This window comes from Streptomyces sp. NPDC127177 (assembly GCF_042672475.1).
GTDB lineage: Bacteria > Actinomycetota > Actinomycetes > Streptomycetales > Streptomycetaceae > Streptomyces.
Window position 1 is genome coordinate 72,746 of sequence record NZ_JBHXUW010000018.1, and the last position, 22,038, is coordinate 94,783.

17 protein-coding genes are annotated in these 22,038 nt (G+C 72.4%); 7 read left to right on the forward strand and 10 right to left on the reverse strand.

The features are described from left to right. Positions 1-296 precede the first annotated feature (296 nt). Complete coding sequence (locus tag ACFVJX_RS13935) at positions 297-2,723, forward strand: endonuclease/exonuclease/phosphatase family protein (RefSeq protein WP_384130256.1); 2,427 nt, start codon at positions 297-299, stop codon at positions 2,721-2,723. 19 nt (positions 2,724-2,742) lie between these two features. Here the strand turns inward: ACFVJX_RS13935 and ACFVJX_RS13940 are convergent, their stop codons facing one another. Genes ACFVJX_RS13940 through ACFVJX_RS13950 form a run of 3 tightly spaced genes read right to left on the reverse strand, consistent with a single transcriptional unit; the run spans position 2,743 to position 5,181 of the window. Beyond that, positions 2,743-3,666 carry an alpha/beta fold hydrolase gene (locus ACFVJX_RS13940; RefSeq protein ID WP_384130259.1) on the reverse strand — a complete coding sequence of 308 codons (924 nt, stop codon included), beginning with the start codon at positions 3,664-3,666 and terminating at the stop codon, positions 2,743-2,745. Positions 3,667-3,703: 37 nt separating this feature from the next. Next, positions 3,704-4,951, reverse strand: a complete 1,248-nt coding sequence (locus ACFVJX_RS13945) for a beta-ketoacyl-[acyl-carrier-protein] synthase family protein (protein ID WP_384130262.1) — start codon at positions 4,949-4,951, stop codon at positions 3,704-3,706. Beyond that, positions 4,948-5,181: an acyl carrier protein gene (locus ACFVJX_RS13950; protein ID WP_384130265.1), complete on the reverse strand. Its 234-nt coding sequence runs from the start codon at positions 5,179-5,181 to the stop codon at positions 4,948-4,950. The genes ACFVJX_RS13945 and ACFVJX_RS13950 overlap by 4 nt, the downstream gene beginning before the upstream one ends. Positions 5,182-5,467: 286 nt before the next feature. Between ACFVJX_RS13950 and ACFVJX_RS13955 the strand changes: the two genes are divergently transcribed. Then, positions 5,468-6,199, forward strand: a complete 732-nt coding sequence (locus tag ACFVJX_RS13955; RefSeq protein WP_384130268.1) for a nitroreductase family protein — start codon at positions 5,468-5,470, stop codon at positions 6,197-6,199. 255 nt (positions 6,200-6,454) lie between these two features. Beyond that, positions 6,455-8,008, forward strand: a complete 1,554-nt coding sequence (locus tag ACFVJX_RS13960) for a peptidoglycan-binding protein (RefSeq protein ID WP_384130271.1) — start codon at positions 6,455-6,457, stop codon at positions 8,006-8,008. Between the two features lie 147 nt (positions 8,009-8,155). Here the strand turns inward: ACFVJX_RS13960 and ACFVJX_RS13965 are convergent, their stop codons facing one another. After that, positions 8,156-8,560 (reverse strand): nuclear transport factor 2 family protein, encoded by a 405-nt coding sequence (locus tag ACFVJX_RS13965; RefSeq protein WP_384130272.1) that lies wholly within the window; start codon positions 8,558-8,560, stop codon positions 8,156-8,158. 57 nt (positions 8,561-8,617) lie between these two features. Continuing rightward, the gene (locus ACFVJX_RS13970) at positions 8,618-9,196 is read right to left on the reverse strand and encodes a dihydrofolate reductase family protein (RefSeq protein WP_384130275.1); all 579 of its coding nucleotides are present in this window, start codon (positions 9,194-9,196) and stop codon (positions 8,618-8,620) included. Positions 9,197-9,392: 196 nt separating this feature from the next. On the opposite strand from ACFVJX_RS13970, the gene ACFVJX_RS13975 reads away from it, so the two are divergent. Both ACFVJX_RS13975 and ACFVJX_RS13980 read left to right on the forward strand, forming a co-directional pair. Then, entirely contained in the window at positions 9,393-10,472 is a 1,080-nt protein-coding gene (locus tag ACFVJX_RS13975; RefSeq protein WP_384130278.1) for a hypothetical protein, read from the forward strand. A gap of 133 nt (positions 10,473-10,605) precedes the next feature. Beyond that, the gene (locus ACFVJX_RS13980; protein WP_384130280.1) at positions 10,606-11,874 is read left to right on the forward strand and encodes an MFS transporter; all 1,269 of its coding nucleotides are present in this window, start codon (positions 10,606-10,608) and stop codon (positions 11,872-11,874) included. A 257-nt stretch (positions 11,875-12,131) separates the two neighbouring features. On the opposite strand, the gene ACFVJX_RS13985 is transcribed toward ACFVJX_RS13980, so the two are convergent. The 5 genes from ACFVJX_RS13985 to ACFVJX_RS14005 form a co-directional block, all read right to left on the reverse strand. Further along, positions 12,132-13,283, reverse strand: a complete 1,152-nt coding sequence (locus ACFVJX_RS13985) for an XdhC family protein (protein ID WP_384130283.1) — start codon at positions 13,281-13,283, stop codon at positions 12,132-12,134. Positions 13,284-13,321: 38 nt separating this feature from the next. Then, complete coding sequence (locus ACFVJX_RS13990; RefSeq protein WP_384130285.1) at positions 13,322-14,779, reverse strand: NCS2 family permease; 1,458 nt, start codon at positions 14,777-14,779, stop codon at positions 13,322-13,324. A gap of 270 nt (positions 14,780-15,049) precedes the next feature. Beyond that, positions 15,050-17,434: a xanthine dehydrogenase subunit D gene (pucD, locus tag ACFVJX_RS13995; RefSeq protein WP_384130288.1), complete on the reverse strand. Its 2,385-nt coding sequence runs from the start codon at positions 17,432-17,434 to the stop codon at positions 15,050-15,052. Between the two features lie 3 nt (positions 17,435-17,437). Further along, entirely contained in the window at positions 17,438-18,031 is a 594-nt protein-coding gene (locus tag ACFVJX_RS14000) for a (2Fe-2S)-binding protein (protein WP_384130291.1), read from the reverse strand. A gap of 2 nt (positions 18,032-18,033) precedes the next feature. Beyond that, on the reverse strand, positions 18,034-18,924 hold the full coding sequence (locus ACFVJX_RS14005; RefSeq protein WP_384130293.1) for an FAD binding domain-containing protein: 891 nt from the start codon (positions 18,922-18,924) through the stop codon (positions 18,034-18,036). Between the two features lie 259 nt (positions 18,925-19,183). On the opposite strand from ACFVJX_RS14005, the gene ACFVJX_RS14010 reads away from it, so the two are divergent. Together ACFVJX_RS14010 and ACFVJX_RS14015 are read left to right on the forward strand one after the other, a co-directional pair. Continuing rightward, positions 19,184-20,917: a PucR family transcriptional regulator gene (locus tag ACFVJX_RS14010; RefSeq protein ID WP_384130296.1), complete on the forward strand. Its 1,734-nt coding sequence runs from the start codon at positions 19,184-19,186 to the stop codon at positions 20,915-20,917. Between the two features lie 323 nt (positions 20,918-21,240). Continuing rightward, complete coding sequence (locus ACFVJX_RS14015) at positions 21,241-22,026, forward strand: hypothetical protein (protein ID WP_384130299.1); 786 nt, start codon at positions 21,241-21,243, stop codon at positions 22,024-22,026. The last annotated feature ends 12 nt before the right edge of the window (positions 22,027-22,038 follow it).

Genomic DNA, 22,038 nt, shown 5'->3' on the forward strand with positions numbered 1-22,038 from the left:
GCGCTCTCAGACCGGCTGACACACTGCGGAGCACACACGCTTCAGGTCGATATGACCTCGCGTCGTCAGGTGTGCGGATCGCTGCATGCCGCGCAACGTAACCGGACCCGCGCAAGCCGGTCAAACCATTGCCGCATCATGGACACCCGGGCGTCGGACGGGTGTTGCCCGCGCGTTGCGGCGGTATGGCGGGCGTACGGCGGGCCGATTTCTGTTATTAACCTCTGCTGCCTTGTCATCGCCGGTTCTACGCGCATAGCTTGTGCTCCCTCATCACACACTGAGGGGCAGTCTCCGTGCGCATATCCAGACCTCGTTCCGTTCTGCTGGCCGGCGCGGTCGCCGTGACCCTCTCGGCGACCGCGCTGCCCGCCGCCTTCGCGGCCCCGTCCGCGTCCGCCGTGATCTCCGAGGTGTACGGGGGCGGCGGGAACTCGGGGGCCACGCTCACCCGTGACTTCGTCGAGCTGGCCAACGCCGGCTCCGCCGCGTACGACCTGTCCGGGTTCAGCTTCCAGTACCTGCCCGGGGCGCCGTCCGCCGGTTCGCAGTGGCAGGTGTCCGCGCTGACCGGTGCCGTCGCGCCCGGCGGCCGCTATCTGCTGGCCCAGGCCGCGGGCACCGGCGGTACCGTCGCCCTGCCCGCGCCGGACGCCACCGGCACCGTCGCGATGTCCGCCGCGAGCGGCACGGTCGCCCTGGTCTCCGGTACCACGGCACTGACCTGCAGGACGGTGGCCGACTGCGCGGCCGACACCCGCATCGTCGACCTGGTGGGCTACGGATCCGCGGTCGTCCGGGAGGGCAGCGGACCGGCGGCCGGCGCCTCCGCCACCGCCTCCGTGGCCCGCGCGGCCTCGCTCGCGGACACCGACGACAACGCAGCCGACCTGTCCGCGGGCGCCCCCACACCGGTGAACGCGGCCGGTGAGACGTCCGGCGGCGGCGAGGACCCGGGCGACCCGGGCAATCCGACGGAGCCCGGCACCGTGCGCGTGCACGACATCCAGGGCACCACCCGGGTCTCCCCGCTGGACGGACAGGCGGTGACCGGGGTCCCCGGCATCGTCACCGCGGTACGCACCACGGGCTCGCGCGGCTTCTGGATCCAGGACCCGTCGCCGGACGCGGACCCCCGTACCTCCGAGGGCGTCCTCGTCTACACCGGCTCCGCCGCCCCGACGGTCGCGGTGGGCGACTCGGTCCTGGTCAGCGGCACGGTGGACGAGTACTACCCGTCGACCACCACGCAGTCCATCACCGAGATCACCTCCCCCAGGACCACGGTCCTCTCCTCGGGCAACGCGCTGCCGGCGCCGGTGGCGATCAACGCGGCCTCGGTGCCCGGCGGTTACCTCCCGTCGGCGGGCGGCGGTTCGATCGACGCGCTGCCCCTGGAACCCGCGAAGTACGCACTCGACCTCTACGAATCCCTTGAGGGCACCCGCGTCGAGACGTCCGGCACCCGGGTCACCGGCGCCACGACGTCCTACGGCGAGGTCTGGGTGACCGTCGAACCGAGGCAGAACCCGACCCGGCGGGGCGGCACCCTGTACTCCTCGTACAAGGACCAGAACACCGGCCGGATCAAGGTCATGTCGCTCGACGCCGACCGGCCCGTTCCGGTGGCGAACGTGGGCGACGTGCTGTCCGGCACCACCACCGGGGTGCTGGACTACGACTCCTTCGGCGGCTACAGCCTCCAGGCCACCCGGCTCGGCACGCTCACCGACCGGCACCTGAAGCGTGAGGTCACCAGGAAGCAGAAGCGCGACGAGCTGGCCGTCTCCACGTACAACGTGGAGAACCTCGACGCACTGGACGACCAGGGCAAGTTCGACACCCTCGCCAAGGGTGTCGCGGTCAACCTGGCCTCCCCCGACATCGTGTCGCTGGAGGAGATCCAGGACGACAACGGAGCCGTCAACGACGGCACGGTCGGCTCCGATGCGACCCTCGAGCGGTTCACCGACGCGATCGTCGCGGCGGGCGGGCCTCGGTACTCCTGGCGTTATGTCGCCCCGCAGGACGGCAAGGACGGCGGCGAGCCCGGCGGCAACATCCGTAACGTCTTCCTCTTCAACCCCGCGCGGGTCTCCTTCGTGGACCGCGCGGGCGGCGACGCGACCACCGCGGTGCAGGCCGTACGGACGAGGAAGGGCGTCACCCTGTCGGCCTCGCCCGCCCGGATCAGCCCGCTCGACGACTCCTGGGCCGACAGTCGCAAGCCCCTGGTCGGCGAGTTCCGCTTCCGCGGCGAGCCGGTCTTCGTCATCGGCAACCACTTCACCTCCAAGGGCGGCGACCAGCCACTGCACGGCCGCTACCAGGAGCCGACGCGCAGTTCGGAGACGAAGCGGGTGCGGCAGGCCGCGGAGGTCAACACCTTCGTCAAGTCGCTGCTCGCGGCGGACAAGTCGGCGCGCGTCATCACGCTCGGCGACCTGAACGACTTCGCGTTCTCGCCGACGATGTCGGCACTGACGGCCGGGAAGGCGCTCAAGCCGCTGATCACCACGCTCCCGGCGAACGAGCAGTACAGCTACGTGTACGAGGGCAACTCGCAGACCCTGGACCACATCCTGACGAGCCCCGGTGTCCGGCGCTTCGACTACGACGTGGTGCACATCAACGCGGAGTTCGCGGACCAGGCGAGCGACCATGACCCGCAGATCGTGCGGGTGGACGTCAACGGACACGGACACGGCCACGGCCACCGCTGATCCCGCGCGGGCGGGCGGCTCAGCCGCCCGCCCGCGGCACGGCCGGTCCCGTCGCGCCCCGGCGCGGACGCGGTAGCGCCGCGGACAGCGGCCACAGTGCGGGCGCGGGCTCCAGCGGGAGGTCGCTGAAGAAGCGGGCGGCCAGGTCCGCCACGTCGTCGGGGCGCTCCAGTACGACCCAGTGGTCGGACTCCCCGATGGTCAGGAAGCGGCTGCCCTCGATCGTCGCCGCGAAGGCACGCTGCCGTTCGGGCGAGGTCACCGTGTCGTGCTCGCCCGCGAAGACGAGCGCGGGCACACCGCTCAGCCCGCCGGAGAAGTCCGGCCGGTGGCCCAGCGCCCGGCGCAGCGACTGCGCGGCGTGCGGGGAGTCCGTGAGCGCGTGCAGGAACGACCTCCGGACGTAGCGCATGGCGAGTTCCCTGCGGTGCACGGTGCGGTCCGGGTCCAGACACATCAGGGCCTCGGCGGTCAGGGTGGCGAGCCCCTCCATGTCACCGGTCGCCAGCCGGTCCACAGCCCTCCCCCACTGGTTCCGCTGGGCTTCGCTGATGTGCGCCGGTACGCCGCCGAGGACCAGCCGCGCGATCCGGCCGGGGTTCCGCCGGGCGCAGCCGAACGCGATCGACGTGCCGTAGGAGAAGCCGAAGAGGTTGACCCGGGGTGCGCCCAGGTCGTCGATGATGGCGGTGACGGCCGCGTACAGGATGTCGTCACCGGTGCCTGGCGGCAGCGGGTCGGCGCTGCCCATGCCGGGCAGATCGGCGGTGACGACGTGGGCCCGCGCTCCGAGGTGCTCGTCCATCTGCGGCCAGCCGTACATCCCCTGGAGCGCGCCGCCCAGGACGATGACGGGCTCGGTGCGGGGTGAGGGCTGCGTCAGCGTCCGGTAGCTGTAGCGCAGCCCGTGCACCGACAGGTTCCGGATGATCTCGTCGGGCATGGTGACCGTCCCGTCCTTGTGTGCGCTGTGCGGGCGCTCAGGCCCTGGTGAGGACGAGGGCGGCGTTGTGCCCGCCGAAGCCGAGCGAGGTCTTGACGGCCGCGTCGAGCGCCGCGGGCCTGGCTTCCTTGCTCACCACGTCGACCGGGATCTCCGGGTCGGGGGCGTCCAGGTTGACGGTCGGCGGCACGAGCCCGTGCTGGAGGGCCAGTACGGTCAGCGCGGTCTCGATACCGCCCGCGGCGCCGAGGGTGTGGCCGGTCATGGCCTTCGTCGAGGTGACCAGGGGGTGCTCGCCCAGCACCCGGCGCAGCATGGTCGCCTCGATCAGGTCGTTGGCCACGGTCGAGGTGCCGTGGGCGTTGACATGGCCGATGTCCGCGGCGACGGCCCCGGCGTCCGCGAGGGCGGCGCGCAGGGCCCGTTCGATGCCGAGGCCCTCGGGGTCGGGGGCGACGGCGGAGTAGGCGTCACTGGAGGCGCCGTATCCGGCGACGTGCGCGCGGACGGTGGCGCCGCGGGCGCGGGCGTGCTCGGGGCGTTCCATCACGAGCAGTCCGGCGCCCTCACCGACGACGAAACCGTCGCGGTGGGTGTCGAACGGGCGGCAGGCCGCCTCGGGGTCGTCCCGGCGGGTGGATACGGCCTTCAGCTGGCAGGCGCTGGCGATCAGCAGCCGGGAGCAGACCGATTCGGCGCCGCCCGCGACGACGATGTCGCAGGCGCCGGTGCGCAGCATCTGGTGGGCCGTGCCGATGGCGACGGTGCCGGACGAGCAGGCGGTGGAGACGGCCTGGCTGGGTCCGTGCGCGCCGAGGTCCGTGGCGACGCTGCTGGCGGCACCGTTGACGACGGTGAGCGGGGCGAGTTTGGGCGAGACCCGGCGGGCGCCGCGCTCGGTGAGAGCGGTGTGCTGTTCGTCGTAGAAGGGCAGTCCGCCGTGGGCGGAGCCGATGACGACGGCGACGCGGGCGCTGTCCCAGACCGAGGTGTCGAGCCCCGCGTCCGCGACGGCCTCGCGGGCGGCGACGACGGCGAGCTGCGAGAAGCGGTCCATCAGCCGCTGGGTGGCCACCCCGAGGACCGCTCTCGTGTCGAGGCCCGTGACGGTGTACATGAAGTCGCAGGGCAGGCCGTGGAGTTCGGGGCGGTGCGGCACACAGGGCGCGATGGCGGCCTCGGTCACCCCGCGCCAGGTGGCCTCGGCGCCGACCCCGGCCGAGGTGACGAGGCCGATCCCGGTGACGGCGGCGGCGAACGGCTCGGGGCGGTACCGGGCGGTCATGCCGCCGCCTTGGCATGCACCGCGTCGACCAGTCGGCCGACGGTGTCGCGCGAGGTCAGCTGGACGTCCTCCAGATCGACGCCCAGCCGGTCCTCGATGAGGAGCCGCAGTTCCTCCAGGGCCAGGGAATCCAGCCTGAGCTGACGGAGCGAGACCTCGGGGCGGATCGCCACGGGATCGGTTCCGAAGTTCGCCACCAGCAAGGTGCTGATCTCGTCTGCCGTGCTCATGGGCACTCCTCCGCTGTCGTACGCGGTGACGCCTTGCCGCGTGAGAGGTCACTGCCATCGGGGGACGCCGGCCGGTCCGGAGGGACCCTTTATACGCCCTGCGGGGGGCGGCTCCGGTCCGCGTTCCCCCGTGCGGTGGGGGGCTGGGCAGGTGTACGAATCCGCGGGTGCGCGGCCCGGCCCGGATCGGCACGGGCGGACGGGCACCGTCCGCCGCCGGAAGCCGGCCAACAGGCCTGCTCCGGGTCCGGCTTCGTCCGTGCGTGAGGTCGTAAACTCCGCGATCATGAACACCGAATCGACACAGGCCGCCGAGGTCTCCGCCGAGGCCCGCGCCCTGTTCTCCACCATGTCCACGATGCGCGCCATGCGCCGCCTCCGTCCGGAGCCACTGCCGGAGGAGACGCTGGAGCAGCTCATACAGGCCGCCGTCTGGGGTCCCAGCGGCGGCAACATGCAGTGTTACGAGTACGTCGTGGTGACCGACCGCGAGGTGATGGCCCGTCTGGCCCCGCTGTGGAAGCGCTGCGTGGACGCCTATCTGGCGACGACCGGGAAGTACGCGCCGAAGGGCATGGACGACGCGGCGTACGGGCGGATGGTCGCCGCGATCGAGTACCAGCGCGACCACTTCGCCGACACCCCGGCGCTGATCGTGCCCTGCTACCGGTTCCCGGAGCCCCGGATCGAGGAGGAGGGCCTGGTCGCGTACGCGCAGGCCCTCGGGCCCGCCGGGGTCGAGCACATGACGGGCACGCAGACGCGTTTCCAGGCGCTCGCCGAGGGCTCCTGCGTCTATCCCGGGGTACAGAACCTGCTGCTCGCCGCCCGCGCCCTGGGGCTCGCGGCGAACGTCACCATCTGGCACCTGATGCTGGAGCAGGAGTGGAAGCAGGCCCTCGGCATCCCCGACGACATGCAGACCTTCGCCGCCGTCCCCGTCGGATGGCCGCGGGGCAACTTCGGTCCGGTGCGGCGCCGCCCGGTGGCGGACGTCATCCACCGCGACCGCTGGTAGGAGGTCCGGCCCGTGCCCGCGCCCCGGGTACGGGCCGCCGGGCCCCGGTACCCGCCGCAGCGCTTCAGGCTCCGGCAGCTCGTCAACTCCATTGGAGTGAAAGGGCGTTCGACACGCAGACGATGATTGTCATGCCCTTGACACACAGATAGCCTGGCCGGGCTTCTCGGCCCCTCGGCCCACCCCGGCCGGCCCCTCGGCCCACCCCACCCGGGCCCGGGGGCCGTTCTCCTCCCCCACAGAGCAGGAGCAGGTATGCCCAGCCGCCCCGCAGCCCACACCAAGGCCCGCGCATCCGTGCTGGCGGCCCTCACCGCCACCGTCCTGACCGTCACGGGCACCCCGGCCCTCGCCGCCTCCGGCTCCGGCAGCCCGATGAACCAGGCCTTCGAACGGGCTGCCGCCCGGTTCGACGTACCGCGCGATCTGCTCGCCGCCGTCGGATACGGCGAGAGCCACCTCGACGGCCACTCCGGGCACCCCAGCCAGGCGAACGGCTACGGCGTGATGCACCTCGCCAGCAACCCCGCGAACCGCTCCCTGGAGCGGGCCGCCGCCCTCACCGGCGAACCCCTGGCGAGCCTGCGCACCGACACCGGGGCCAACATCCTGGGCGGCGCCGCGGTGCTGCGCGGGTACGCGGACAAGCTCGGTCTCGACGCCCGGGACCGCCAGGACATCGACGCCTGGTACCCGGCCGTGGCCCGGTACAGCGCCACCCAGGGGCCGGCCGCCGCCCTCTACGCCGACACGGTCTACACCTTCCTGGCGGACGGGCTCGACGCCGTCGCCCCGGACGGCGAGCGGGTCTCGGTGACGGGCCGTCCGGTCTCGCCGCTGAAGGGCCCGGTCGCCGACTCCGAGCCCGGCACCCGCAGCGCCGACTACCCGGCCGCGCTCTGGGTCCCGGCCGACCCGAACAACTTCGCCAAGGGCCGCTCGGCGGCGATCGACAAGGTGGTCATCCATGTCACTCAGGGCTCGTACGCGGGCTCGATCAGCTGGTTCCAGAACCCGGCGTCCGAGGTGAGCTCGCACTACGTGGTGCGTTCGTCCGACGGCCAGATCACCCAGATGGTGCGCGACAGCGACACCGCGTACCACGCCCGCAGCGCCAACGCCTCGGCGCTCGGCATCGAGCACGAGGGGTTCATCGACGACCCGTCCTGGTTCACGGACCCGATGTACCGGTCGTCGGCGGCCCTGACCGCCTATCTGTGCGAGCGGTACGGCATCCCGAAGGACCGGGCGCACATCATCGGCCACAGCGAGGCACCGGGCAACGACCACACCGACCCCGGACCGAACTGGGACTGGACGCGCTACATGCAGCTCGTGGGCGGGAACACCGGGGACGGCAGCAACGGTGACGGGCTGAGCTTCACCACGTACGCCCCCCAGCAGAGCGGTTCGACGGGGGCACAGGTCAAGGCGGTCCAGCAGCTGCTGAACGAGCAGGGCCAGCCGGCTGGGACGGCCGACGGCACCTTCGGCCCCGCCACCCGGAGCGCGGTGACGGCCTATCAGGCGGCGCACGGGCTGGACCCGGACGGCGTCGTGGGGCCCAGGACCTGGACCGCGCTGCTCTCGGCGGGCTCCACACAGACGCTCCGGGAGGGCGCGTCGGGCGACGGCGTGAAGCGCCTCCAGCGCGCTCTGACCGCGACGCTCGGTTCGGCCGTCGGCACCGACGGGAGCTTCGGCCCGGCGACGACGACGGCGGTCCGCGGCTACCAGACGAGCCGGGGCCTCACGGCCGACGGCGTCGTGGGGCCGGACACCTGGGCGGCGCTGCAGGCCGGCCGCTGACGGACCCGTCGCGGGGAGGTGCGCGCGACGCGCCTCCCCGCGACGGCGGGCGGCACAGCCACCGGAAACCGCCGACGTCGTGTCCGGTCCGGGCGGCAAGCCGCCCGGTGCGGCCCAGGCACCCGGCCCGACGCCGGAAAGGGGAGGTCAGGAGGGGCTGAGCGGCGTGCGCCGGGCGATGACCTTTCGGTAGGCGATACGCCAGCCGTGCTCGCCGCGCACGATCGTGTCCTGGTACGTCACGCTGCCGCACGTACCGTCGGCGTTGACACCGATGCCCTTGGAGCGGGACCCCACCCGGCCCTCCCCGAGGTCGGTGAGCACGATGTTGGTGACGTGGTGGCCGACCGGGTTGAGCGCGCCCATCGCCAGCGCCGCCTCCCGGAAGGCGTCCACACCGACCAGCGAGCCGTGGCCCTGGTCCGTGACGTCGTACACGACGTCGGCGGTGAACAGCTCGTCCAGCCGGTGGAGTTCACCGTCGTCGACCAGATGCCCGTGCAGGGCGACCAGTTCCATGACCGCGAGGCGGTCCTCGATACCCAGTGCCATGTGATTCCTCTCGCCGGTGCGGTGGCGGTGGCGGTGACGACCGTACCCACCGGACGGTCAGCGCGCCGAGGGCTTTTCGGCGCGCTCGTACCGCAGTTCCACCACTCCGTTGCCGAAGGTCCGCGTCCCCGCGAGCGCCAGTGAGGTCCTGGTGTCGGCCGAAGGGAAGAGCGGCTTGCCCCGGCCGATGAGGACCGGGTGCACATAGACGCGGTACTCGTCGACCAGGTCGAGAGCCATGAAGGACTCGGCCAGGCCGGCACCGCCGAGTCCCAGGTCCCCGCCTGGCTGCTCCTTGAGCGCCATGACCTCGTCGGCGACGACATCGTGGACGACGGTGGTGTTCCAGTCCGCCCGCTCCCATGTCCTGGAGTAGACGTACTTCGGCATGTCCCGCCAGATGGCGGCGAATTCGGCCATCGGACCGGCGTTGGCCGGGTCCTGGTCGGCGGTGGGCCAGAAGCCCGCCATCAGCTCGTGGGTGACGCGCCCGCTCAGGATCGCCCCCATCGCGGCGATCCGTTCGTTGAAGTACCTGTGCAGTTCGTCGTCGACCATGTGCCAGTCGATCTCCCGGTCCGGTCCCTCGACATAGCCGTCGAGCGACATCGACATGGAGTAGATGATCTTTCGCATCGCGAACCTCACCGGGGCGTCGGGCACGGGCGGCGGAACGAATCCGACGTTACCCGGCAGCGGGCCCGGGGCGCGGGAAGCGGGGGCGGCCGCTTGACGTCCGGTCGGTACGCCCCGTAGATCTTCACCCGAGGGGCATGACGGCCCGGGTTGGCCGTCCCCGCCTCCGTCGGCACCGATTCCGGGGAGTTCCGTGATGAGAGTCGGAGCGGCACGCGCCGCCGCGGTCCGCTGGGTGTCCGCGCACGCCCGTACCGCCCCGGGTTACCGGGGGGCGTACTTCAGCGGGTCGACCGTCGGGCGGCCGGACGACGCCGAGCTGGCGCCCTCGTCGGACGTCGATGTCATGGTCGTCACGGAGCAGGACGAGCCACCCGCCAAGCCCGGCAAACTCCGTTACGAGGGAGTCCTGTTGGAGATCTCCTATGTGCCGTGGGCCGAGCTCGACGACCCGGCCGAGGTGCTCTCCTCGTACCATCTCGCGGGCAGTTTCCGCCGCGACACGGTCATCGACGATCCCACCGGCCGGCTGCGCGCCCTGCACGCGGCGGTTTCGCCCCGCTTCGCCGAGCCGGGCTGGGTCCACCGCCGGTGCCTGGACGCCCTGCATCGCGTCGAGGGCAGGCTCGCCGCGTTCGACACCTCCCTGCCCTTTCACGAGCAGGTGACCGCCTGGATGTTCCCCACCGGGGTCACCACCCACGTCCTGCTGGTCGCCGCGCTGCGCAATCCCACCGTCCGGCTGCGCTATGCGGCCGCCCGGGAGGTACTGACCGCCTACGGACGGCCGGAGCTCTATCCGGAACTGCTGGAACTCCTCGGCTGCGCCGGTGTCTCCGGGCAGCGGGTGCGGCACCATGTGGCCGAGCTGACAAGGACGTTCGACGCGACGGTGCCGGTGGCCCGTACGCCGTTCTTCTTCAGTAGCGACCTCACCGCGCAGGCGCGTCCGATCGCCGTCGACGGCAGCCTGGAACTCCTCGACCGGGGCGACCACCGCGAGGCGGTCTTCTGGATCGTCGCGACACTCGCCCGCTGCCACACCGTGCTGGCCGTGGACGCCCCGGCGCTGCACGCCGCGCGGCTGCCCGCGTTCGAGGCGGCCGTCGCCGAACTCACCGGGATCACCGGTACCGCGGACATCCTGGCGCGCCGCGACGAGGTCACCCGGTTCCTGCCCCGGCTCCGGGCGGCCGCCGAGGAGATCCTGGCGGCCGGCGCGGGCGTCTGCGGACAGTCCTCGGGCCCACTGCCGGGCCGCCGCCCGCTCTGCTAATTTGCCCCCATGTCTCTTCCTCGTGCGTAGGACCCCGCACTGACCGCACCCGCCTGCGCGAGTGCGGCACTCAGGTGTCCCCGCACGCCCGCGGCGCCGTTTTCCCGCGCCGCCCTCACGAGGAATCGTCATCGTGCTCACGCCTTCTTCCGCGCCCTCGCGCGCGCCTTCGTACGCCACCGTCCTGCGGACCCCCCACGCCCTGCGCACCTTCGGTGCCGCGCTGCTGGGGCGGCTCTCGTACGGGGTGGTCCCTCTCGCGCTCCTGCTCGCCGTCAAGGACACCACCGGCTCGTACTCCGTCGCCGGAGGTCTCATGGCCCTGTACGGGGCCGCGAGCGTCTCCCTCTCCCCCGCCCGCGCCGCGCTGATCGACCGGCACGGGCCGCGCAGGGTCCTGTCGCCGATGGCGGGGCTGTACGCGGCACTGCTCACCGCGCTCGCCCTGGCCACCTGGAACCCCGGCGCCCCGGCGCTCCTCCTGGGTGTGCTCACCGTGGCGGCGGGCGCCTGCACCCCGCCGCTGGGTCCGGTCATGCGGACGCTGTGGAGCGACCTCGTACCGGACCGGGAGCTGTTGCAGCGCGCCTACAGCCTGGACGGTGTCGCCGAGGAACTGCTGTACGTCACCGGCCCGTTGCTGGTGGGAGTGATCGTGCGGGCCGGCCGGCCCGCGGCAGGGGTGCTGGCCGGCGCCGTGCTGGTGTTCGTGGGGGCGGTGGCGCTGGTGTCGTCGCCGGCGGTGTCCCGCGCGCCCGCGAGTCCCGAACCGCCCGGGGCCGGGGCACCGGCCACGCCCCGGCTGCGACTGCGCGGCATCGCCGCGCTGCGGCACACGGTCCTGGTGACGGCCTCCGTGGGGCTCGGCCTCGGTGCGCTCGATCTGCTGCTGGTGGCGTTCACCGAGCAGAACGGCCGAGCGGCGGACGTCTCCTGGGTGCTGGCCGCCCTGTCGGCCGGAAGCGCCGTCGGCGGACTGCTCTACGGCGCGGTCCGGTGGGGGTCGGCGAGCCGGGTGCGGCTGCCGGTGGCGGCGGCCGGGCTCGGCGCCACGCTGATGGTGGCCGGGGTCTCGCCGGGGCTGTACGTGCTGATCCCGGTCGTCGCGGTCGCCGGGCTGTTCGTCGCGCCGGCGCTCACCACCGCGTATCTGATCGCGGACGAGTCCGTGGACGCCTCCCGGCGCACCCAGGCGGGAGCCTGGGTCAACACCGCTTTCAACGCCGGTGCGTCGGCCGGCACCGCGGCGGTGGGGCTGCTCGTGGACCGGCTGCCGCTCGGCCTGTGCTTCGCGCTGGCGGCGGCGCCCGCCCTGGTGTGCGGGGTGATGGTGGTGCGCACCGGGGCCCGCCGCTCCCGGCCCGCTGAAGTGGCCGCGGGTGGCCGGGCCGGCGGCGTCTGAGCGCTCCGCGGGCGGCGGTCCAGGAAGGCGGCCGAGGCCGCTGTGACGCCATGAGGAGGGCCCTGCGTCCTGCCCGAGCGGGTCCCGCCCGGGTGGGAGGCGGTGGAGGGGGTGAACGTCGTGCGGCCATGCGGCCATGCAGCTGATCCACCGGCAATTCGGCGGCTGCGGAGCGGTTCGCCCCCGGCGTGGATGCGCCGTGGCGGCAGCCCGCCGGTCGGGCGCGGGCGCCGGGCCGGTTCAGGCGCCGGGCGTGTTCAGGCCACGGAGGCGATGCGCCCGGCGGGCGCCAGGGCTCCGCTGTGGTGGATCGGGGTGTGCGCGCCGGTCAGGGGTACGCCACTGCCGCCGCGCCGGTCGGCGACGATCTCGGCGGCGATCGACAGGGCGGTCTCCTCGGGCGTACGGGCGCCGAGGTCGAGGCCGATCGGCGAGTGCAGCCGGGCCAGCTCGAGTTCGGTGACTCCCGCCTCGCGCAGCCGGTCGTTGCGTTCCAGGTGGGTGCGGCGCGATCCCATGGCGCCGACGTACGCGACGGGCAGCTTCAACGCCGCCTCCAGCAGCGGGACGTCGAACTTGGCGTCATGGGTGAGCACGCACAGGACGGTACGGGCGTCGGTGCCGGTCCGGGCGAGGTAGCGGTGCGGCCAGTCGACGACCAGTTCGTCGGCGTCCGGGAATCGGGCCTCGGTGGCGAAGACCGGCCGGGCGTCGCACACCGTGACGTGGTACCCGAGGAACTTCCCGGCCCGCACCAGTGCGGCGGCGAAGTCGATGGCCCCGAACACGATCATCCGGGGCGGCGGGACGCTGGACTCGACGAGCAGGGTCAGGGGCTGCCCGCAGCGCGAGCCGTCGGCGCCGATGGTGACGGGGCCGGTGCGGCCCGCGTCCAGCATCGCGCGGGTCTCGGCCGCCGCGGTGCGGTCGAGTTCGGGGTGTCCCCCGAGGCCGCCCTCGTGCCGGCCGTCGGAGCGGACCAGCAGGGGCCGGCCGAGGAGTTCGGCGGGCCCCTCGGTGATGCGGGCGACCGCCGCCGCCTCCCCCCGTGCGGCGGCGGCGAACGCGGCGGCGTACACCGGGCGGGCGGGGTCGTCCGCCCGGACCGGTGTCACCAGGATGTCGATGATTCCGCCGCAGGTCAGACCGACCGCGAAGGCGTCCTCGTCGCTGTAGCCGAACCGCTCCCGTACGGTGATTCCGTCGTCGAGGGCCTGTTGGCACAGTTCGTACACCGCACCCTCCACACACCCGCCGGAGACCGAGCCGATCGCCGTGCCGTCGCGGTCGACGGCCAGTGCGGCGCCCGGCTGCCTGGGCGCGCTGCCGCCGACGGCCACGACCGTGGCCACGGCGAATTCGCGTCCCTGCCCGGCCCATCGGTCGAGTTCCCCGGCGATGTCCAGCATCTTGGTCTCCTTGACGGATGTGTGAGGTGGGGCGTGCGTCAGCTGACGCCCAGCCAGCTCTCGATCGGGTGGAGTGCGAAGTAGACGACGAAGATCACCGTCAGTCCCCACATGAAGGCCCCGACCTCACGGGCCCGGCCCTGGGCGGCCTTGATCGCGACCCAGGAGATGACACCTGCCGCCACACCCGTGGTGATGGTGTAGGTGAACGGCATCAGGACCACGGTCAGGAAGACCGGGATGGCGACGGCACGGTCGCTCCAGTCCACGTGGCGGGCGTTCTGCATCATCATGGCGCCGATGACGACCAGGGCGGCGGAGGCCACCTCGGCCGGCACGATCGCCGTGAGCGGGGTGAAGAAGAGACAGGCCGCGAAGAACAGGCCGGTGACGACGGAGGCGAGCCCGGTCCGGGCCCCCTCCCCGACCCCGGTCGCCGATTCGACGAAGACCGTCTGCCCGGAGCCGCCGGCGACTCCACCGATCGCACCGCCGGCGCCGTCGATGAACAGCGCCTTGGACAGGCCCGGCATCCGGCCCTTGTCGTCGGCCAGCTTCGCCTCGGTGCCGACACCGATGATGGTGGCCATCGCGTCGAAGAAGCCGGCCAGCACGAGGGTGAAGACGATGAAGCCGACGGTCATCGCGCCGACATCGCCCCAGCCGCCGAACTGGACGTCCCCGAAGAGCGAGAAGTCGGGCGATGAGACCGCGGATCCCTTGAGCTCGGGCGGTCCGCTGCTCCAGATCTTGGGGTCGACGTCGGCGACCTTGTTGATCACGATGGCGACCACGGTGCCGACGACGATGCCGATCAGGATCGCACCGGGGACGTTGCGGGCCTGCAGCATGAAGATCAGCAGCAGCGTCACCGCGAAGATCAGGACGGGCCAGCCGGCGAGTTCGCCGGTCGGGCCGAGAGTCACCGGGGTGCCGGTGCCCTTGCCCACGAAGCCGGCCTTGTAGAGGCCGATGAGGGCGATGAACAGGCCGATGCCCATCGTGATGCCGTGCTTCAGCGCGAGCGGGATCGCGTTCATGATCATCTCGCGCAGGCCGGTGACCACCAGGAGGCAGATCACCAGCCCGTACATCACGCACATGCCCATGGCCTGCGGCCAGGTCATGTGGGGGGCGACCTGGGAGGACAGGACGCCCGACACGCTGAGTCCCGCGGCGAGCGCGAGGGGGACCTTGCCGACGAAGCCCATCAGCAGGGTGGTCGCGGCCGCCGCGAGCGCGGTGGCCGTGATCAGGCCCGGCTGGCTGAGGAGGTTGCCGTCCACATCCTTGCCACCGAGGATGAGCGGGTTGAGCAGCAGGATGTATGCCATGGCCATGAAGGTCGTGACACCGCCGCGCACTTCGCGTGCGACGGTCGATCCGCGCTCGGATATGTGAAAGTACCGGTCGAGCCACGATCTGCCGGCGGGGACGCGCGAGCCGGGGCCCGCCTCCTCGGCGGTGGTCCTGGGCTCCACTGACTGCTGGGTCATGATGCCTGACTCCCAAGGTTCACAGGGGCACCCGCGATGGAGAATCGAGATGCGGGATTTGGGATGACTGCGCGGGCGGCACGACCCGGGGGACGGCCCGAGACGAACTGTTCATGCAGGGTGGATGTACGGGTGCTGCGTCGCCGGCTTTCTGATCCGGTCGAGGGCCGCGAGCGGTGCGGAGCCCCGGTTCTCCGGGCGGTGCGGGCGGAGGAAGTGTGACGTTCCCTGGAGGCACGTACCGCCCGGAGAGCTGTGGAGGAGTTCGGTTCAGATGCCGGTGAGGTGCTCGGGTCGTACCGGCGTCCTGTTGAGCTCCAGACCCGTCGCGTTCCGGATCGCCGCGAGGACGGCCGGGGTGGACGACAGGGTGGGGGCCTCACCGATGCCACGGAGCCCGTACGGGGCGTGGTCGTCGGCGAGTTCGAGCACGTCGACCGGGATGGTCGGCGTGTCGAGGATGGTGGGGAGCAGGTAGTCCGTGAAGGACGGGTTGCGCACCTTCGCGGTCTTCGGGTCGACGACGATCTCCTCCATGACGGCGATGCCCATACCCTGGAGGGTGCCGCCCTGGATCTGGCCGACGACGGACAGCGGGTTGAGCGCCTTCCCGACGTCCTGGGCGCAGGCCAGTTCGATGACCTTGACCAGGCCGAGTTCGGTGTCGACCTCGACGACCGCGCGGTGCGCGGCGAAGGAGTACTGGACGTGGCCGTTGCCCTGTCCGGTACGGAGGTCGAAGGCCTCGGTGGGGCGGTGTCGCCACTCCAGCTCGATATCGACGGCCTCCTCCTCCAGCACGTCGGCCAGATCGGCCAGCACCTCGCCGCCGTCGGTGACGACCTTGCCGCCCTCCAGCAGGAGTTCGGCGGTGGCCCAGGCGGGGTGGTACGTGCCGAACTTGCGGCGGCCCATTTCCAGGACCTGTTCGCGGACCGCCTCGCAGGAGTTCTTCACCGCGCCGCCGGTGACGTACGTCTGCCGGGAGGCCGAGGTGGAGCCGGCCGAACCGACGCGGGTGTCGGCCGGGTGGATGGTGACCTGGGCGACGCCGAGTTCGGTACGGGCGATCTGGGCGTGCACCGTGACGCCGCCCTGCCCGACCTCCGCCATGGCGGTGTGCACGGTCGCGACGGGCTCGCCGCCGATGACCTCCATGCGCACCCGGGCCGTGGAGTAGTCGTCGAAGCCCTCGGAGAAGCCCACGTTCTTCAGGCCGACCGCGTAGCCGACACCGCGGACGACGCCTTCGCCGTGGGTGGTGTTGGACAGTCCGCCGGGCAGCGCCCGTACGTCCGCCTGCTCGCCCGCGCTCTCCCACTGGCGCTCGGGCGGCAGCGGCCGGGCCTTGACGCGGCGCAGCAGTTCGGCCACCGGGGCGGGCGAGTCGACGGGCTGCCCGGTCGGCAGCAGGGTGCCCTGTTCCATGGCGTTGAGCTGCCTGAACTCGACGGGGTCCATGCCGAGTTCGGCGGCGACCTTGTCCATCTGCGCCTCGTAGGCAAAGCAGGCCTGGACCGCGCCGAAGCCGCGCATCGCGCCGCACGGCGGGTTGTTGGTGTAGAGGGCCAGCGCCTCGATGTCGACGTCCTCGATGACGTACGGGCCGACGGCCAGCGAGGAGGCGTTGCCGACGACGGCCGGGGAGGCGGAGGCGTAGGCGCCGCCGTCCAGCACGATGCGGCACTTCATGTGGGTGAGCTTGCCGTCACGGGTCGCGCCGTGCTCGTACCAGAGCTTGGCGGGGTGGCGGTGGACGTGTCCGAAGAAGGACTCGAAGCGGTTGTAGACGATCTTCACCGGCTTGCCGGTGCGCAGCGCCAGCAAGCAGGCGTGGATCTGCATGGACAGGTCCTCGCGTCCGCCGAAGGCGCCGCCGACGCCGGAGAGCGTCATGCGGACCTTGTCCTCGGGCAGGCCGAGTACGGGGGCGATCTGACGGAGGTCGGAGTGCAGCCACTGGGTGGCGACGTACAGGTCGACACCGCCGTCCTCGGCGGGTACGGCCAGGCCGGACTCGGGGCCGAGGAAGGCCTGGTCCTGCATGCCGAAGACGTACTCGCCGCTGACCACCACGTCGGCGCGGGCCTTCGCCGCCTCCGCGTCACCGCGGACGATGGGCTGGCGGTGGACGATGTTGGGGTGCGGGACGTGCCCGATGTGGTGGTCGTCGCGCCCCTCGTGGACGGGGGCCGCGTCCGGGGCGGTCGCGGAGGCCTCGTCGGTGATGACGGGGAGCTCGCGGTAGTCGATCCTGATCTTGGCGGCGGCGCGGCGGGCCGTCTCGGGGTGGTCGGCGGCGACGATGGCCACCGGTTCGCCGTGGTGGCGGACCTTGCCGTGCGCGAGGACGGGGGTGTCCTGGATCTCCAGGCCGTAGTTCTTCACCGCGGTCGGCAGGTCGTCGTAGGTCAGCACGGCGTAGACGCCGGAGGTGGCGAGTGCCTCGGAGGTGTCGATCGAGACGATCTCGGCGTGTGCCACGGTGGAGCGCAGGGTGTGGCCCCAGAGCATGTCCTCGTGCCACATGTCGGAGGAGTACGCGAACTCGCCGGTGACCTTCAGGATCCCGTCGGGGCGCAGCGTGGACTCGCCGATGCCGCCCTTGGTCCGGGTGCCCTGGTTGATGTTGGTGGGGGAACCGGTAACGCCCATCGTCTAGACCGTCTCTTCCGCGCGGGCGGCCGCCAGGCGGACCGCGTCGAGGATCTTCTCGTAGCCGGTGCAGCGGCAGAGGTTGCCGGAGAGCGCCTCGCGGATGTCCGCGTCGGACGGTTCCGGGGTGCGCTCCAGGAGCTCGTCGGCCGCGACCAGCAGGCCGGGGGTGCAGAAGCCGCACTGGACGGCTCCGGCGTCGATGAACGCCTGCTGGATCGGGGAGAGTTCACCGGTGTCCCGGCCGTCGTCGCCGGTCGGCTTCGCCACCCACTGGCGGGCCGTGTCGACGCCGGTGCCGCAGGCGCCCGAGGCGCAGCCGGTGCCCGGGTGGGCCTCGGAGCGGTGGGCGGCGAAGTCGGCGAGCCCTTCGACGGTGACGACGTCGCGGCCCTCGACCTGGCCGGCGGCGACCAGGCAGGAACAGACCGGGACCCCGTCGAGGCGGACCGTGCAGGAACCGCACTCGCCCTGCTCGCAGGCGTTCTTCGAGCCGGGCAGGCCCATCCGCTCACGCAGGACGTAGAGGAGGGACTCGCCCTCCCAGACGTCGTCGGCCTCGTGCCTGCGGCCGTTGACCGTGAAATTGACGCGCATGATCAGGCAGCTCCTTCGGTGCTGCGGCCGTTGCCGCGGTACGACTCCCAGGTCCAGCCGAGGGTCCGGCGGGCCATGATCCCGACCGCGTGCCTGCGGTAGCTCGCGGTGCCGCGCACGTCGTCGATCGGGTTGCAGGCGGCCGCGGCGAGCGTGGCGAACTGCTTGGCGACGGACGGTGTGATGATCGTGCGGCTCTCCCAGAACCCGCCCTCCTCGAGTGCGGCGTTCAGGAAGTCCTCGGCCTCCTTGGCCCGTACGGGTGTCGGGGCGGCGGATCCGATGCCGGTGCGGACCGTGCGGGTCTCGGGGTGCAGGGCCAGGCCGAAGGCGCAGACGGCGATGACCATCGCGTTGCGGGTGCCGACCTTGGAGTACTGCTGCGGCCCGTCGGCCTTCTTGATGTGCACGGCCCGGATCAGCTCGTCCGGCTCCAGGGCGTTGCGCTTGACGCCGGTGTAGAAGGCGTCGATGGGGATCAGCCGGGTTCCGCGTACGGACTCGGCCTCCACCTCGGCGCCCGCGGCGAGCAGCGCCGGGTGCGCGTCGCCGGCGGGCGACGCGGTGCCGAGGTTGCCGCCGACGCCGCCGCGGTTGCGGATCTGCGGCGAGGCGACGGTGTGCGAGGCGAGCGCCAGACCGGGCAGCTCGGTCCGCAGGTGCTCCATGATGGCGCTGTACGGAACGGAGGCCCCGAGCCGTACGCTCTCCTGGCCCACCTCCCACTCGGACAGCTCACCGATGCGGTTCAGGTCCAGGAGGTACTCGGGCCGCCGGTGGTCGAAGTTGATCTCGACCATCACATCGGTGCCGCCCGCGATGGGAACAGCCGTGGGGTGCTCGGCCTTGGCGGCGAGCGCCTCCTCCCAGCTGGCGGGGCGAAGGAAGTCCATGAGTGGCTCTCTTCTTCTCAATCGGTCGTTCGCTGGGGGCTGGGGACGGCCGGCCCTCGACTGGTCGTTCATGTGTTGTTAACGCGGTGTGTGGCCCAGTACACAAGCCCTGCTCCACCTGGTGCAGTCACCGAAACCATGAAGGAGTTGGCTGGTCTTCGCCCTCGTCTTGTAGATTCGAACGAATGACGGGTCTCTGTGACCTCACCGCAACACCCAGTTTTCACCCGCACCAACGAAAGAGATCGGCGGCGACGAGATGCGGCTGCGCGCACTGCTGGAGACCGACGCGCTGGGCCTGCGGCTGCTCGGCGGCGACGACGAGCTGGACCGTTCGGTCCGCGGCGTGATGACCACCGACCTGCGGGACCCCAGCCGCTACCTCACGGGCGGCGAACTGGTCCTGACCGGGCTTGCCTGGCGCCGGGACGAGAACGACTCGGAGCCGTTCGTCCGGATCCTCGCGGGGGCCGGTGTCGCCGGGCTCGCGGCGGGCGAGGCGGGGCTCGGCGACATCCCGCCCGATCTGGTGGAGGCGTGCCTCCGGCACCGGCTGCCGCTCTTCGCGGTCCACGAGACCGTCGCGTTCGCAATGATCACCGAACATGTGGTCCGGCAGGTGTCCGGCGAGCGGGCCGGTGACCTGGCGGCGGTGGTCGACCGGCACCGCCGGCTGATGACCTCGGGTCCGGCGGGCGGCGGACCGGACGTGGTCCTCGATCTGCTCGGCTCCGACCTGGACCTGCAGGCGTGGGTCCTCTCGCCGACCGGCCGGCAGATCGCGGGCGCCGGCGAGCCGCTGCCCGGACCGGTCGGAGCGGAACTGGCCGGTTCCCATCTGGCCGCGGTCCGCTCCGGCCGCCGCGCCCCGCACCGGGTCGCGGTCGCCGGGGTGACGTATTCGCTCTTCCCGATCCGGAACAACGGCCGGGGTGCCGTGCCTGCCTCGCGCGACGTGCGTGAATCGGTGCTGTCCGACTGGCTGCTCGCCGTCGAGGCCGACGCGGGCGACTGGCCGGCCGCCCGGCTCGACCTGCTCCAGGGCGTCACCCAGCTGATCGCGGTCGAACGGGACCGGCGCGACGCGGCCCGTACGGTACGCCGCAGGCTCGCCCAGGAGGTCCTGGAGCTGGTCCAGGCGGGCGCCCCGCCCGCCGAGATCGCCGCCAGGCTGCGGGTGGCCGCTCCCGTCCTGCTGCCCGGCCTCGGGACCGCGCCGCACTGGCAGGTGGTGGTGGCCCGGGTCGACTGGGCCGAGGACGGCGCGCCCGGCTCCACCGGATCCGGTATCGCGGGCGGCCCGGTCGCCCAGGCGCTGCTGGAGGAGATCCTGGTCGACCCGGCGGTGACCGGCCCCGACTCCGCGGACCGGATCGCGGTCGCGCACGCTGGTGACGAGGCCGTGGCACTGGTGCCGCTGCCCGCCGTGGCGGCTCCGGCGGCGGACGCGGAGGACGCCCAGGACCCGGAGGACCAGGAGCCCTCCCAGGAGGGCCCCGCGCTGCACGCCGACGCTCTGCTGGCCGCCGTGCGGGCCCCGCTCTCCGCGGGACTGGCCGACGACGGCCGGCTGACACTGGGGGTCAGCGCCTCGGTGCATTCGCCCGAGGGGCTGCGCGGCGCCCTGGAGGAGGCCCGGCACGCCCGCCGGGTGGCGGCGGCACGCCCGGGGCGGGTCTGCGCGGCCGGCCACCACGAGCTGGCCTCGCACGTACTGCTGCTGCCGTTCGTCCCGGACGACGTGCGTCGCGCGTTCACCGCACGGTTGCTCGACCCGCTGCGGGACTACGACCGGCGACACCGCGCGGAGCTGATCCCGACCCTGGAATCGTTCCTGGACTGCGACGGTTCGTGGACCCGCTGTGCGGCCAGGCTGCACCTGCACGTCAACACGCTGCGCTACCGCGTCGGGCGGATCGAGCAGTTGACGGGCCGTGATCTTTCGCGGCTGGAGGACAAGCTCGACTTCTTCCTCGCCCTGCGTATGAGCTGATTCCCGGGGCCCGCGGCGGCCTCCGGGCGCTTGAGCCGATTGTGAAAACTTTCACCTGACATTGCGTCGACCTCTTGGCCCGGCGTGCCATTCCGTGCTGTGATGCGGCCAGACTCGGAGTGTCCGGCAATCGGGGGGTGGGTGAAGGAGCGGGGCCGGGTGCGCGCAGCTGCAGGGCGGAGGATCGAGCCGTGGCGGAGCCACGGTGACCGACGACAACGCCGCGGATGCGCGCGTCCGGCCCCGTGACGCCGCCCCCGACTGCCGGATGCTCTCACCAGCTCAATGGCGCGCTCGGGGAGGGCAATGTGGCGTATCCCGCCATGTCTGGTTCCGGAACGACAACAGATGACGATCCGCCGCTCCAGACCGCGGTATGGCGGTTGCGGTCACGCGCCTGTTGGACGGACGCCGCGGCACTGCTGGAACACGACGCCGCCACCGATCCGGCCGCCGCGCTCCAGCGGACCGCGCTGCTGACCGAACGGTGTCTGTACACCGGACAGGGCTGGACCGACGCCGAGGACGCGCTGCGCACCGCCGAGGCGCTGGCCCACGACGACGCCGAGCGCGGGGCCGCCGCCTGTGAACGCGGGTACCTCGCCTACGCCTCGACACTGCTGAACGTGCGGGACCGGGCCGACGAGGCCCGGGTGGCCCTGAGCCGGGCCGCTGCCCTTCTCGCTCCCGCCGCCGCGGGCCGTCCGCTGCTCGACTTCCGGCGGGGCCTGATCGCCCAGAACATCGCGGATTCGCCGCAGGCCGCACGCGCCGCGTACCGCAGGGCCCATGCCGGTGCCACCGCCCAGGGCGACTCGCTGCTCCTCTCCTCCACCTGGCGCCACCTCGCGCTGATCGCCCTGCGCGAGGGGGAGCTGGCGGAGGCCAGGCACGGATTCGCGGAGTCCCTGCGGATAAGGGAGGAGCTGGGCTATCTGGTCGGCACCGCCCCGGCGCTCATCGCCATGGCGGACACCGAGCCGGAGCCCGAGGCGGCGACCCGGCTGCGCGCCGAGGCGGGCCGGCTCTTCCGGCTGCTCGGCGGCGTGCCGACCTGGCTGGCCCCGCACATCGACCCGCCGGGGCCGGAGACGGCCGAGGCGAACTGAGTCCTGGGCGAA

What these genes read in the sequence shown, in the direction of transcription:
- ACFVJX_RS13940 (WP_384130259.1), bottom strand. Translation starts at nt 3,666, where the DNA reads ATGCCCGACGAGATCATCCGGAACCTGTCGGTGCACGGGCTGCGCTAC.
- ACFVJX_RS13945 (WP_384130262.1), bottom strand. Translation starts at nt 4,951, where the DNA reads ATGACCGCCCGGTACCGCCCCGAGCCGTTCGCCGCCGCCGTCACCGGG.
- ACFVJX_RS13950 (WP_384130265.1), bottom strand. Translation starts at nt 5,181, where the DNA reads ATGAGCACGGCAGACGAGATCAGCACCTTGCTGGTGGCGAACTTCGGA.
- ACFVJX_RS13955 (WP_384130268.1), top strand. Translation starts at nt 5,468, where the DNA reads ATGAACACCGAATCGACACAGGCCGCCGAGGTCTCCGCCGAGGCCCGC.
- ACFVJX_RS13960 (WP_384130271.1), top strand. Translation starts at nt 6,455, where the DNA reads ATGCCCAGCCGCCCCGCAGCCCACACCAAGGCCCGCGCATCCGTGCTG.
- ACFVJX_RS13965 (WP_384130272.1), bottom strand. Translation starts at nt 8,560, where the DNA reads ATGGCACTGGGTATCGAGGACCGCCTCGCGGTCATGGAACTGGTCGCC.
- ACFVJX_RS13970 (WP_384130275.1), bottom strand. Translation starts at nt 9,196, where the DNA reads ATGCGAAAGATCATCTACTCCATGTCGATGTCGCTCGACGGCTATGTC.
- ACFVJX_RS13975 (WP_384130278.1), top strand. Translation starts at nt 9,393, where the DNA reads ATGAGAGTCGGAGCGGCACGCGCCGCCGCGGTCCGCTGGGTGTCCGCG.
- ACFVJX_RS13985 (WP_384130283.1), bottom strand. Translation starts at nt 13,283, where the DNA reads ATGCTGGACATCGCCGGGGAACTCGACCGATGGGCCGGGCAGGGACGC.
- ACFVJX_RS13990 (WP_384130285.1), bottom strand. Translation starts at nt 14,779, where the DNA reads ATGACCCAGCAGTCAGTGGAGCCCAGGACCACCGCCGAGGAGGCGGGC.
- pucD (WP_384130288.1), bottom strand. Translation starts at nt 17,434, where the DNA reads ATGGGCGTTACCGGTTCCCCCACCAACATCAACCAGGGCACCCGGACC.
- ACFVJX_RS14000 (WP_384130291.1), bottom strand. Translation starts at nt 18,031, where the DNA reads ATGCGCGTCAATTTCACGGTCAACGGCCGCAGGCACGAGGCCGACGAC.
- ACFVJX_RS14005 (WP_384130293.1), bottom strand. Translation starts at nt 18,924, where the DNA reads ATGGACTTCCTTCGCCCCGCCAGCTGGGAGGAGGCGCTCGCCGCCAAG.
- ACFVJX_RS14010 (WP_384130296.1), top strand. Translation starts at nt 19,184, where the DNA reads ATGCGGCTGCGCGCACTGCTGGAGACCGACGCGCTGGGCCTGCGGCTG.
- ACFVJX_RS14015 (WP_384130299.1), top strand. Translation starts at nt 21,241, where the DNA reads ATGTCTGGTTCCGGAACGACAACAGATGACGATCCGCCGCTCCAGACC.